The following is a 13278-nucleotide window of genomic DNA, read 5'->3' on the forward strand; positions in this document are numbered from 1 at the left end:
CCAGCTTCACCGACATCCCGGTTCCCGTGCTGGAGCGGCTCCTGAAGGACATCACCGGCGCCTGGAAGGCCCGCGGCACCGATGCGGACCTCGTGGTCAAGGTAACGGACCGCGGCCTCACATTCGGGGACACGGCGTCGGCGTCCCCTACCGTGGTCTCCGGACCGCTCGCGGCCGTCGTCGAATGGGCCGCCGGCCGCGGCAACCGCGGAGTGGCATTAGAACGCACCTCGGAGACAAGTGCCGCCGAACCGGCGTCGGACGCTGACCTGCCCGAGGTGCCCGCAGCGCCCAAGTGGATCTAGCGCCAACTGAGGCGCAACTACAGCAACGTCACTACGAAGGGCTTTTGCGATGACGAGAATGTTGATTATCGGACCGCCCGGGTCCGGCAAGGGAACGCAGGCGGAACGCATTTCGGAACGCCTCGGCGTCGTTGCGATCTCCACCGGAGACATCTTCCGCGCCAACGTCAAGGGTGAGACGCCGCTGGGCGTCGAGGCCAAGAAGTACATGGATGCCGGCGACTTCGTTCCGGACAGCGTCACCAACAAGATGGTGCGCGACCGGCTCAGCGAGGAGGACGTCGAGCCCGGCTTCCTGCTCGACGGCTACCCGCGCACCACCGCGCAGGTGGACTACCTCGACGCGATCCTCGYCGATGGCGACCAGAAGCTCGACGTCGTCCTCCAGCTCACCGCAGACGATGAAGAACTGGTCAAGCGGCTCCTGGGCCGTGCCAAGGAAACCGGCCGCAGCGACGACAACGAAGGCGTTATCCGTCACCGGCTGGACCTCTACCACGAGCAGACCGAACCGGTGGTGGCGAAGTATGCCGAGCGCGGCATCCTGACCCAGGTGGACGGCATCGGCGCTATCGACAAGGTCACCGACCGCGTCATGGAAGCCATCAAGGCAGCACAGCCAGCCTGATCCAGGACAACATTTTGAAGGCTCCTCCCCGCATCCGGGAGGAGCCTTCTTGCTCGCGGTCGACCTGCATCAACACCGAACCTATTCTTCACAGCCGCCAGGTACAGGTCAGCCTCACCGCCGCCCTCCCCCGACCCAGCACCGTGGGCATTCAACGACTACGGCGACCGCGCCTTACGCTTCCGACCAATCAGGCCTGCCCACCCATCGCCGTTGATGCTGCTGTCTGATGACGTGTCAGGAATCGAATACGACCAAGGTAGGTGAGCATGCTCGGCTAGTCATGTGATTAGCCGAGCATTCAGCCTTGGACGGGCATGACTGATCTACGACAACAGGAACGGCGACGGACGATGTCCGCGGTCCCCGCCCACCGTCCTGCCGTGGACGCCTCAGGCGCAGTCCACGCATTCCACGGCGGGAGTCTGGCCCGAAGACTCGGAAAAGCGGCCGGCCATGAACGGCAAAGAAAGACACACGAGCGAACTGAAAAGTCATATCGCGCAGAACTCCCGCCTGCATGAACTCGTGTCAGTAGAAATAGGCAACGAGAGGGGGTCACTGATGAGCCACGGCATCATCTGGACACCGGTGTGGACACCGTACACACCCCCTTTGGCCGGACAAACTGCCTGTCACGCGGGTTTGGGGCGAGGACGCGATTACGGTGCACCGGGAATTCCACCGGGCCGTCTACGCCGCCTCGCATAACGACGTCATGATCAAGCTCCTCGACGACCTGTGGGACAAGTCCGACCGCTACCGCCGCATCGGCCTCGAGCTTCCCTCCGGCGATGAGCCCCGCACGATCGACCTGAACCAGCATCACCAGATCCTCGAGCTCGTCCTTGCGCGGGACGGCGCCGGCGCTGCCGAACTCGCACGCACCCACATCGCCAACAGTCTCACAGCCTCGGTAACCGGAGCCCTGGAGGAACGCGAGAACGTCCAGTCAGTATCCTTGGAGAAAACCGCCTAGTATCGGCCGGCTTCCTTCCGATCGTCAGGAACCGGCCGCTGCCGCCGACCTTGTCCCGCACCGGCTATTCAGCCCGAGCATCTACGGGACCGACGGTGCGGAACTCTCGTTCGAGCGCACCCTTTGCGCGACAGCTAGGTCATTGATGAGTTCAAGGTCGTCCACACCAGCAGTACGGCCGTGCCCATTCAACCGGGCGCCCTAAGTATGAGTACCGCGCTCTGACTGATCTACCCGCAAGACGCGGCGACAAGACGCGGCACAATCCTCGGTACGTCCGTTGGAACGGCGACATTTTAGTGCTGCAGAAAAGGCGCCATTTAGCGCTGCGAGTCACAGTCGTCCTGGCTGTCAACGCCAAAATTCCGACGGGAGTGTTTGGCACTGCCGAAGCGGCTCACCTCTGACCGGATTGCCGGGCCGCCGGCCCCCGAGCGGTCCCGACACCGGGCCGCAAAGTTTCGGGCTACGGCAAGCACCCGGCACCAGGCGTGAATGCCCGGCAGAGCCTCCATTCGACAAGCGCGATTTGTGACCCTTGACACCCTCCGAGCTCTTCGCATATTCTCTTGCCAAGTCGTTTTGGCAAAACGGTTTGTCAACGATCATCCAGTCTTTCGTATTTCCGTTCCCAGAGAAAGGGAGTCGACAGCGATGTCCTCTCGAAAAACAATCTCCAGGCTCGCCGCAGTCGGCAGCCTGTCCGCAGCGGTACTGCTGGCCGCCACCGCATGCGGTGCCGGCGGCCCGGCCGCGTCCGGTGGGGCCGCCGGCTCCATCAACGTCCTAGTGGAGGCCGGCGGCCACGCCGAACTGACTGCCGTGGCCGAAAAGTGCAAGCAGGAAACCGGGGTCAGCGCCAACTTTGTCGAGCTCCCCTACGACGGTCTCTTCAACCGGCTCTCCAGTGAGTTTTCCTCCGGCAGCGTCTCCTTCGATGTCGCGGCCCTTGACTCGGTGTGGCTGCCGAACTACAAGGACGCCGTCCAGCCGCTCGACGAGCTGTTCACTGACGATGTCAAGAAGGACATCTTTCCCTCGCTGGTGAAGGAAGCCAACGTGGACGGACATTTCATCGGGATGCCGGCATGGACCAACGCCGAGATCATTCTCTACCGCAAGGACCTCTTCGAGAACGCCCAGAACAAGGCCGACTTCAAGACCAAGTACGGTTATGACCTCGCTGCCCCCACGACCTGGAAGCAGTACCAGGACATTTCAGGGTTCTTCACCAAGGACGCGATGTACGGCACCGATGTCAAGGGCGCCGTGGAAACGGAATGGCTGGCCCACGTGCTGCAGGCAGGCTCGCCCATGGTCCTCGATGCGAACAACAACGTCGTGATCGACAACGCCGCCCACAAGGAAGCATTGGACTTCTACGTCAGCATGACGAAGTCAGCTCCCCCGGGTGCCGCGCAGGTTGACTGGGCCGCCGCCCAGAACCTCTTCAACCAGGGCAAGACGGCCATGACCCGGTTCTGGGCCCACGCCTACCGGCAGATCCCCAAAGACTCCCCCGTCTACGGCAAGGTCGGAACCGCGGCCATGATCGGCGGCTCCGCCGGCGTGGCCGGTGTCCCGGGCCCCTGGTACCTGTCCGTTCCGAAGGCAAGCAAGAACGCCGAGAACGCCAAGAAGTTCATCAAATGCGCGTATGACTACAACGACCTTGGCATCCAATCCTCGCTCGGTCTGGCCTCAAGGATTTCCGCTTTCGAGAAGTACCAGGACCAGCCCGGCTATGAGAGCTTCAAGCCGCTGATCGCCACCCTCAACGCACCGGCCACGGAAACCCGCCCTGCAACGACCAAGTGGCAGCAGATCGTCGACACCGTCCTGGTGCCGACCCTGCAGAAGGCCGTGGCAGGCGGTGACTCCGCAACCCTCCTGTCCGAGGCCAAGAAAAAGGTCCAGGACCTGATCAAGTAAGCCCTTCGCGGCCGGCACCTGCAATTAGCAGTGCCGGCTGCGAAGATCCACCAAACAGAAGAGATTCCCGTGCGTATCCCCGATCGCCGTTTCGCGCTGTTCCTGATGACACCTGCCGCCGTTTTCCTCGCGGTATTTGTGGCCTACCCGCTCGTACGGCTCATCACCGACAGCTTCTACAAAATTTCCCCCAATGTCGGCGGCACCCGCGAATTCATTGGCCTGACCAACTACATGGAAGCTTTCAGCTCCGAAGCCTTCATCGGCGCCGGATGGCGGACCCTCGCCTACACCACCATCGTCGTCACCCTCGAATTCGCCCTGGGGCTCGGCATGGCCCTGCTGTTCACCATGCTGGGTCGAAACTCTCAAATCTGGCGGACAGTGTTTCTGTACCCGCTGATGATCGCCCCGATCGTGGCCGGCCTGCTCTGGAAGTTTCTGATGATCGACAACTTCGGTCTGATCGGAACCCTCCTGCACCAGGTCGGCATCCTGGAGAACCCCAACCAGATCGGCTGGCTCTCCAACCCGGACATCGTGCTGTTCTCCGTGGCCGTTCCGGATATCTGGCTCACAACCTCGTTCATGTGCCTGGTGCTCTTCGCCGGCCTCCAGAACATCCCCGGCGACCTCATCGAAGCAGCCCGGCTGGACGGGGCACGGGCGCCGGCGCTGCTGTTCCGCATCATCCTTCCCCTGTTGCGGCCAGTGATCGCCGTGGCACTGGTGGTCCGCGGCATCGACGCCGCCCGGGCCTTCGACACGATCCTCATCCAGACCAACGGCGGGCCCGACTCCGCCTCGGAGACCATGAGCCTGCTGATCTACCGGACCATGATCCGATTCGGCGATCCGGGCCTGGCCAGCGCCATGGGCACCATCTACCTGCTGGCGATGCTCGGCGTCGCATTCTTCGCGGTGGCAACCATCTGGCGGCCCGGAACGGACACCTGATGAGCATCGCCCAGACCCCAGACGACGGCGCCTTGCCGACTCCCGGCGTCGACTACCGGCCACGCCACGCAGGCTTTGCAGCACGCGTCTCCGCAGCGCACGACAGGAGCGAGATTCCTTTGGCTACCGCAACAGCCCCACCATTGCCTACCACCGAGGCCCCGGCAAACACCCCCAGGCGCCGCCGCCGATACAACGCGGAAGGCCTCGAGGCCGGAAAACGCAGCACGCGCACCCTGCTCTGGATCCTGCTGGCCGCGGCCATGGTGCTCTACGGGTTTCCGTTCCTGTACCTGCTGTTCACGTCCTTCAAGACGCCGATCGACACCATCGCAGTGCCGCCCACCATCCTGCCCAGGGAATGGACGCTGGAGAACTACACCAACGCCCTTGGCCGCAGCGGGGTCCTCCCGTCGTTCATCAACAGCGTCCAGACGGCCATCATCAGCACCCTGTTGTCCCTGGTCCTGGCGGTTCCCGCGGCGTATGGGATCACCCGCTACAAGACCCCCAGCGGCCGGGTGTTCATCATGGCTGCCCTGGTCACCAGGATGGTTCCGCCCGTCGCCATCGGCATCCCGCTCGCGTCCATGATGGCCGGTGTTGGTTTGGCCGACACCCCCATCGCACTGTCGATCGCACACACCACCATCTCCCTGCCGCTTTCCATCTGGCTGATGTCCAGCTTCTTCGAGGCCGTTCCGCAGGACCTGGAGGAAGCGGCTACGGTGGACGGCTGCAGCCGGCTGGGCGCCTTGTGGCGGGTGGTCATTCCGGTGGTTTCCGGAGGTATCGCCGTCACGGCCATCTTCGCCTTCCTCGCGTCCTGGAATGAGTTCCTGTTCGCCCTGCTGATGACAGCCATCCGGTCCCAGACCACCCCGGTTGTCATCGCCAACTTCCAGACCCAGTTCGGACTGGACTGGGGATCCATGACTGCGCTGGCGGCCGTGTTCTCGATCCCGGTCATCCTCCTCACGCTTCTTTTGCAGCGCAAGATCGTCGCAGGCATGACGCTCGGCGCCGTCAAGGGCTGAGAAGCCACAACACAAAGGGAAGAACCTATGTCAAGCAACAACTACTACGACGTGACTACGTGGCCCGTCGGCAATCCGTCCGAGGACGTCGGTGAAGTAATCAACAGCATCATCGCTGACATCAAGGACCGGCAGACCGTCACCGATGCGAACAATGGAGGAAAGCCAGGCGCGGTGATCTACATTCCGCCCGGGGACTACCACCTTCGTACGCAGGTGGTGATCGACGTCAGCTTCCTCAGGATCCATGGCTCGGGACACGGCTTTACGTCGTCGAGCATCCGGTTCAACGTTCCCGAAGACGAATGGCCCGACCTGCATGAGCTGTGGCCCGGAGGGAGTCGCATTATCGTCGACATTCCCCTCGGCGGAGACGGGGAGGAATCCAAGGGAGCCGCCTTCTACGTTGAGCGAAGCGGGAGCCCGCGGATCAGCTCGGTCGAGTTCTCCAACTTCTGCATCGACGGGTTGCACTTCAACTCGGATGGCTCGGGGATGCATCCGGAGAACACCTACGTCAACGGCAAGACCGGTATCTATGTCGCGAACGCCAATGACTCGTTCCGCGTAACCGGCATGGGGTTCGTCTACCTTGAGAACGCCCTCACTATCTACAACGCGGACGCGCTATCCGTTCACGACAACTTCATCGCTGAATGCGGAAGCTGTATCGAGCTGCGGGGGTGGGGACAGGCATCAAAGATCACCGACAACTTGGTCGGAGCAGGCTTCAAGGGTCACTCGATCTACGCCGAGAACCATGGCGGGCTCCTGATAACCGCGAACAACGTCTTCCCCCGTGGTGCGAGCAGCGTCCATCTCCACGGCGTCACGCGTTCAAGCGTCACCAACAACCGCTTGCATTCGTTCTACCCCGGGATGCTGATTCTCGCAGCGAACAGTTCGGAGAACCTCGTGGCCACGAATCACTTCCTGCGTGACCATGAGCCCTGGACGCCCTTCCTGGGAGTCGACAACGGACTGAACGACCTCAACGGACTTCTCTGTGTCAGCGGCAGCAACAACTCTGTCATCGGCAACCACTTCTCCCAGATCATCGACTCACAGAGCATCCGGCCGACAGGTGCGACGCCTGTCATCATCCGGCTGATGGCGGGGGTCGGCAACTTCGTCTCCACCAACCACGTGGTGGCGATGGACGTTCACTCCAAGTCGAGTGACTCCTGCTTCTCGGCTCAGGTGGACGCTCTGTTGACGACCGAGGCTTCGGACGGCCTCGCCGTTACGGCCGTCATGGTCGATTCCGAATCAGCCCGGAATACGATCCTTGATTCCGGAAGTGACGCCCAAGTTATCGCAGACAGGGCTGTTAACGCCTTTAGGGCCACACCCACGGTCGGCTTCCAGGCGGCACATGCACTTGTGCCCCAGTAACCCGCTCAGGCCCGGCGAGACCCCCGGGAATCGCCATCCGGCCTGGGACGAATAAAACGCACGCAGCAATTACCCGGACGTAGAATCAGCATCAACATAAGGACGTGGGAGACCAATGAACAAGTCAGTTGGCATCAAGGACGTGGCAGCCGCAGCCGGCGTCTCTGTCACGACGGTCTCCCACGTCCTCAATGACGTTGCCTACGCCCGGGTGGGTGTGGAGACGAGGGAACGGGTCCACGAAGCGGCGCAGCGTCTCGGATACGGCCCGAACCGGCTGGCGCAGGCCCTGCGCACCCAACGTTCGGGCATGATCGGGTTCATCAGCGAGGAAATCGCCACCACGCCGCACGCTGGCCGGATCATTCTGGGGGCCGAAGAGACGGCACGTGCTCGCGGGTACAACCTCATGATCATCAACTCCACCAGCACCAGCTCCCAGGATTCCAGGGAAAGTGATGTGGCGGATCTGCTGGACCGGCAGGTAGACGGCATCCTGTACGCCACCATGTATCACCGCAAACTGGCCGTCCCCAAGAACTTGGCCGGGCTGCCGGCTGTCCTGGTGGACTCCGAAGACATCAGCCACACTGTTTCCTCCGTCATCCCCGACGAAATCGCCGGCGCGAGGTCGGCCGTGCAAACCCTGATCGACGCCGGACACACCCGGATCGGCATGATCAACAACACCGACGACGTTCCGGCCACCCACTCCCGGCTCAGGGCCTTCAAAGAAACACTCGCGGACGCCGGGCTGCCCTTCCACGAAGAACTGGTCCAGTCCGAGCATTCGGAGGTGCCCGGCGGCTACCAGGCGGCCCTGCGCCTGCTGAAACCCCAAAGCCGGCCCACTGCCGTGTTCTGCTACAACGACCGCATGGCCATGGGCGCGTACCGGGCCGCCGGGGAACTTGGTCTTAGGATTCCGGACGACATCTCCTTCGTCGGTTTCGACAACCAACAACTCATCGCCGAAAACCTCTACCCCGCACTGACAACCGTCGCCCTGCCCCACTACGAAATGGGCGCATGGGCAACCGAAAACCTGATCGACGCCATCGAGGGAAAAACCGACCTGCACCTGTTCGCCGCTCACCCGACCCTTCTTCCCTGTCCCCTGGTCCTTCGGGATTCCGTCGCCTCCCCAAAACATATGGACGCTTCCAGTAGAGCGGCACCGGACTCTCCTGCAAACGCCAAGACCTGACCTCGAGCGCGTCCAGTAAAAGACGCGCCCAACCCTCCAAGGACCCCAAATGCACATCACCCCAGTTCCCCCATGCCCTGAAACGGATGTCGTCGTCGTCGGCGAGGCCATAATCGACATCATTGACACCGCCGCAGGGCCCGTCGAGTTCCCAGGCGGATCAGGGATGAACGTTGCGTTCGGACTCGGTCGGCTAGGCGTCAGCACCGCATTTCTCACCGCACTGGGCAGAGATGAACGCAGCAAGAGCATCCAGCGGCACCTAGGCACCGCTGGGGTACGCCTGCTTCCGGGAGCCGAACACCTCAACCGCACATCCACTGCCAGGGCGCTTCTGGACAGCAGCGGTTCCGCAGAGTACGAATTCGACTTCGAATGGAACCTCCCCCAAATCAGCCCCACTTTCCTCCCGAAGGTGCTGCATACGGGGTCGCTGGCCTCCTTCATGGAACCCGGAGCAACCCAAGTCCGGTCCTTGCTGGAACTGTTCTCCCGCCGCTGCTTGATCACGTACGACCCCAACATCCGCCCGACACTGCTCCACAGCCACACTGAAGCACTCAGGACCTTCGAACACACAGTTGCCCTGGCTACCGTCGTGAAGCTCAGTACGGACGATGCCCGGTGGCTCTACCCCGGCACCTCCCCTCACGACGTCGCGCGGAGGCTGCTTGATCTCGGGACAGAACTGGCAATCATCACCGATGGCGCATCCGGATCCTATCTGCGGTCGAATGCCGCCGAGATCGAAATGCCGACACCACCAGTGGTCGTCAAAGACACTGTCGGCGCAGGCGACTCCTACATGTCCTCGCTCATCGCAGGCCTCATCGAGGACGCCGAGGTCGATTTCGGCTACGGCAAAATCACCCGCCTGGGAACAGCCGCCTCGCTCGCTGCGGCAATAACGGTCGGACGGCACGGAGCGAACCCGCCAACACGGGCAGAACTGATCCGATCGATGGAACTGGCCCAGACTTCCCGAAAGAACTCCGATGACTGAAACAACAACGCACCCCGCCGGCCCCGCCGAAGACACCGCCCCCAACATCCGGCCGATACTTCACTACACAGCCAAGAACACGTGGCTGAACGACCCCAACGGACTCGTGTGGCACCAGGGCGTCTACCACCTCTTCTACCAAAACAACCCCTTCGACAACGTCTGGGGCAACATGTCCTGGGGACACGCCACCTCAACCGACCTTCTGCACTGGACCGAACACCCGGTTGCCATCGCCTGCGACGAGGAAGAAGACGTCTTTTCCGGCAGCATCGTGGTGGACCACGGCAATACCTCGGGATTCGGCACAGTGGAAGATCCGGCCTTGGTGGCCATCTACACGAGCGCCTTCAAGGAAGGCTCGGTGCACCAAGGGACACAAGCCCAGTCTCTCGCGTTCTCCACGGACGCCGGCATGACGTGGAGCAAATACGCAGGCAACCCGGTGCTTGGCCGCGGCTCAGCCCATTTCCGGGACCCCAAGGTGTTCCGCTACGAGGGACCAGCCGGTTCCTGCTGGGTCATGGTGGCGGTGGAGGCCCAGCACCAGCAGGTTGTGCTGTACCGCTCGGCCAACCTCAAGGACTGGGAATACCTGAGCACCTTCGGCCCTGCAAACGCCACAGGAGGCGAATGGGAATGCCCCGACCTGTTCCCGCTCCCCGTCGACGGCGACCCGGACAACGTCAAGTGGGTCCTGGTGGTCAACATCAACCCGGGTGCCGTGGCCGGCGGCTCCGGAGGGCAGTACTTCGTCGGCGACTTCGATGGGGTGCGGTTCACCGCCGACTCTGATTCACTCGTTCCAGCGGATGCCGACGGGACCACGGATCTCAGACACTGCCTGTGGCTCGACTGGGGACGTGACTACTACGCCGCCGTCTCCTTCAGCAACGCCCCGGAGAACCGCCGCATCATGATCGGCTGGATGAACAACTGGGACTATGCCAACACCTTGCCCACGTCTCCGTGGCGCTCCGGGATGTCGCTTGCCCGCGAGGTCGAGCTCGCGACGGTGGACGGTTCGCCGCGCCTGGTGCAGCGCCCGGTGCTGCCGTTGGACTGTGGGGAGCCGACCCGCACCATCCAGGACGTGGAACTTCACGACTCCCTGTTGCAACTGCCCGACGCGGCGCCCGGATCAGCCCAGCTGATCGAGGCCGAAATCCTGCCCGGCACGGCCCGGACCGTTGCTTTCAGGCTTCTCGGCGCATCGGGCGGGAGCGCCGCAACGGTTCTCAGCTTCGATGCCGTTACGAGCCGGATCACCCTGGATCGCCGCAACTCCGGAAACACCGCCTTCCACGATAAGTTCGCGTCGGCTGAGTCGGCGCCACTAAAGCTCGACGACGGCGTGCTAAGGCTCCGTGTAATCGTCGACCAGTGCTCCGTGGAGGTCTTCGCCCAAGACGGCAGGGTGGTCCTGAGCGATCTGGTGTTCCCCCTGTCCGGGAACCTGGGCACCGAAGTCCATGTGGAGGGCGGCACGGCCATTGTGCGGAAACTGGCCGTCACGGCCTTGTCCTAAACACAGCACCGCACCGCAGTGCCCACCCAAGGCCTGCCGGAACCAGGGCCAGCCACCGGCAGGGCCAAGACCGCGCAGCACGCGACGCTGTTTAGCCCGGCGGCTTTGTGCCGTATTTCCCTTACAGCTGATCGTCTTTTTTCATGCGCGTGCTGATACTGGCCACAGCAAAATGCTACGCCGTAGTTTTGCACACGGTCAGCGGCCCATAGGTCGCTGACCTGCGCAAACAATGTGCCCGAGGTCGGACTTGAACTGCATTCCCGCCCTTGCCGCCGCCGCTGCGACACCCTCTACGCCATGTTCAGAGACGGCACGTTCTACGATCCGCCAACACCTTCAGCCGCTTGACGAAAACCATAGGGGCACCGCTGCGTTTCGCGTTGCCCGGCTGTTCCGGAGTCAGCCAGGCCCGCCGGGTGCGAAGGAACTCGCCGCTTCTTTCCGATTTCTCATTCCCCCCGCTGTAAAAGCTCGCCCACACGAAGAAACAGGGATCATCGGTTAGTGGATAACCGGCTTCCCCGCGCAATGCCCGATGGACTGAACCAGAGCCTGGCGCGGCGCGGCGGCACAGGATCCTCCCCATCTCGCACCCCCTTTGGCCTCATCACCTGGTTCGGGTTCCTCTCCTGGGCATGCTTCTTCGCCGCCGGCGGCCAACGCGCCGGGCTGCTCAAGACCGTCCCCGCCAACCTCTCCGGCGTGCTGTGGGGCGCGCCGTCACGGCGGCAATATCCTGTGGGGTCGTTCGACAGCACCCGCCAACGAGCCGGGCACCAAGTTCACGCCAGATTGGCGTTCCCTCCGCAAGGCTTGCGGGTTGTTTGCTATCGGGGCTCGCCGCGGCCGGCCCCCACGTTTTGGTGACTGCGTCATAGCTTTCGCCCGAATTCGGATATGCGATCAGGGGCGTATCAGTGGCTCTGCCCAGGGCCTCCAGCGATGGGGAGACCAGCTCCAGCGGCACGCAGTTCACGCCGATAGCCGCCACGAGCGGCTCCGCCGTAAAGAGCTTTGCCGCCTGAGCCAGCGGCGTACCGTCGCTGATGTGGCCGCCATCCCGTAGCGTGAAGGAGAGCCAGGCTTCGACGTCGAACTCTTTCATGAGTGCCAACAGGGCCTCGGCCTCCGGCAATGAAGGCAGCGTCTCACAGGCAAGAAAGTCCGCTCCGGCCTCCACCAGCGCTGCGATTCGAGGCCGGTGGAACTCCGAAAACTCGTTTCGGCCGAGGACATAGTCGCCCCGGTATTCCGATCCATCGGCAAGGTACGCGCCGTAGGGCCCGACTGATCCTGCAACCAGCAGGGGTCCCGCATCCGGGTTTTCGGCCAGGTACTCGCGGCGTGCCTCGTCAGCCAGGCGCACACTCAGTGCCACCCGTTCCAAGGCCACTTCCTCGCCGATGCCGCGGCGCGCAAATCCCAGGGGTGTGGCTTGATAGCTCGCCGTGATGGCGACAGTGGCTCCGGCGCGGAAGTAATCCTGGTGTACGCGCTTGACCAGTTCCGGTTGTTCCAGAAGGACTTTGGCCGACCACAAAGGGTCTTCCAGATCGCAGCCGTGCGCTTCAAGCTCGGTGGCGAGTGCACCGTCCACGGTCAGGTTCGCTCCGGCGTCGAGCATGCGGGAAAGCATCGTGTTACTGGGCATCGTTCAGGGCTCCAAGCATTTCGGTTTTGTTCTTTCCTGCCGGGCAGTTGGGGCGCCTCGTGGCCCGGCAATGCAAGGTAGCACAACGTGCAGTGCCAAAAGCGCAGTGCAGCCCCGGGCTTGCAGATGACGGTCAGCAGCCGCTTGCAGCGACCGGTGTTCCGCGGCACAGTGACGCCCAAAGTCCGGCGGATGTGCCGAGTGAACGCGAATGCCTCCTCTAATTTTGTGCGTAATAAGCATTTTTTCATGCTTGTAATGAACATCACTCTATGCCACCATGGCATTCAGACACCATTTGCGAACTGCCCAGGAAGAGGCCTCCCTTGAAAATTGCAATGAAATCAGTCCGCAAGCTGCGCGTGCATTGGCCCATAGCTTCGGAAACTTTCTCGCGGCTCGCCAGGGGCGACGCAGAAGCATTCAAAGATGAGGCCGGCATCGCGGCCCTGCTCCAGGCCTCGTCGGAGTCCCCTGACTTAGGGGATTTTGGCAACTACAGGCATGTATTCGAATCCGGTCTGGGTTTCGAGGGGTTCACATGCACTGAAGGCGCTAACCCTACGCTGGGGCAGGTGGGCCAGCGGACAATTTCACATACCTTGGTCTTCACGACGTATTTCGATGTGGCGACCCCTGACGCCGCCGTGGAA

The 13278-nt window shown here is 62.6% G+C and carries 11 protein-coding genes and 2 pseudogenes; 12 read left to right on the forward strand and 1 reads right to left on the reverse strand.

Going from position 1 to position 13278, the window contains the following annotated elements:
* The 11 genes and pseudogenes from AC1DR1_RS21925 to AC1DR1_RS21975 form a co-directional block, all read left to right on the forward strand.
* Positions 1–305, forward strand: a pseudogene (locus AC1DR1_RS21925) (maleylpyruvate isomerase); the annotation flags it as partial.
* Positions 306–363: 58 nt separating this feature from the next.
* Positions 364–933 (forward strand): adenylate kinase, encoded by a 570-nt coding sequence (locus AC1DR1_RS21930; RefSeq protein ID WP_476993325.1) that lies wholly within the window; start codon positions 364–366, stop codon positions 931–933.
* 667 nt (positions 934–1600) lie between these two features.
* Positions 1601–1912, forward strand: coding sequence for an FCD domain-containing protein (locus AC1DR1_RS21935; protein ID WP_476993315.1), 312 nt, complete (start codon positions 1601–1603; stop codon positions 1910–1912).
* 654 nt (positions 1913–2566) lie between these two features.
* Positions 2567–3844, forward strand: coding sequence for an extracellular solute-binding protein (locus AC1DR1_RS21940; RefSeq protein ID WP_476993316.1), 1278 nt, complete (start codon positions 2567–2569; stop codon positions 3842–3844).
* Between the two features lie 69 nt (positions 3845–3913).
* Complete coding sequence (locus AC1DR1_RS21945; protein ID WP_476993317.1) at positions 3914–4801, forward strand: carbohydrate ABC transporter permease; 888 nt, start codon at positions 3914–3916, stop codon at positions 4799–4801.
* Positions 4801–5838 (forward strand): carbohydrate ABC transporter permease, encoded by a 1038-nt coding sequence (locus AC1DR1_RS21950; protein ID WP_476993318.1) that lies wholly within the window; start codon positions 4801–4803, stop codon positions 5836–5838. The genes AC1DR1_RS21945 and AC1DR1_RS21950 overlap by 1 nt, the downstream gene beginning before the upstream one ends.
* A 27-nt stretch (positions 5839–5865) precedes the next feature.
* Positions 5866–7233, forward strand: coding sequence for a right-handed parallel beta-helix repeat-containing protein (locus AC1DR1_RS21955; protein ID WP_476993319.1), 1368 nt, complete (start codon positions 5866–5868; stop codon positions 7231–7233).
* 115 nt (positions 7234–7348) lie between these two features.
* On the forward strand, positions 7349–8440 hold the full coding sequence (locus AC1DR1_RS21960; RefSeq protein ID WP_476993320.1) for a LacI family DNA-binding transcriptional regulator: 1092 nt from the start codon (positions 7349–7351) through the stop codon (positions 8438–8440).
* A 49-nt stretch (positions 8441–8489) separates the two neighbouring features.
* Positions 8490–9443, forward strand: a complete 954-nt coding sequence (locus AC1DR1_RS21965; protein WP_476993321.1) for a carbohydrate kinase family protein — start codon at positions 8490–8492, stop codon at positions 9441–9443.
* Entirely contained in the window at positions 9436–10971 is a 1536-nt protein-coding gene (locus tag AC1DR1_RS21970) for a glycoside hydrolase family 32 protein (protein WP_476993322.1), read from the forward strand. The genes AC1DR1_RS21965 and AC1DR1_RS21970 overlap by 8 nt, the downstream gene beginning before the upstream one ends.
* Positions 10972–11502: 531 nt before the next feature.
* A pseudogene (locus AC1DR1_RS21975) lies at positions 11503–11634 on the forward strand (hypothetical protein); the annotation flags it as partial.
* A 13-nt stretch (positions 11635–11647) separates the two neighbouring features.
* Here the strand turns inward: AC1DR1_RS21975 and mmuM are convergent.
* Positions 11648–12625, reverse strand: a complete 978-nt coding sequence (mmuM, locus tag AC1DR1_RS21980) for a homocysteine S-methyltransferase (protein ID WP_476993323.1) — start codon at positions 12623–12625, stop codon at positions 11648–11650.
* 326 nt (positions 12626–12951) lie between these two features.
* Here mmuM and AC1DR1_RS21985 point away from each other — a divergent pair.
* A partial coding sequence (locus AC1DR1_RS21985) for a hypothetical protein (RefSeq protein WP_476993324.1) occupies positions 12952–13278 on the forward strand: 327 nt, incomplete at its 3' end.

This window comes from Arthrobacter sp. P4_F10, from assembly GCF_056401435.1.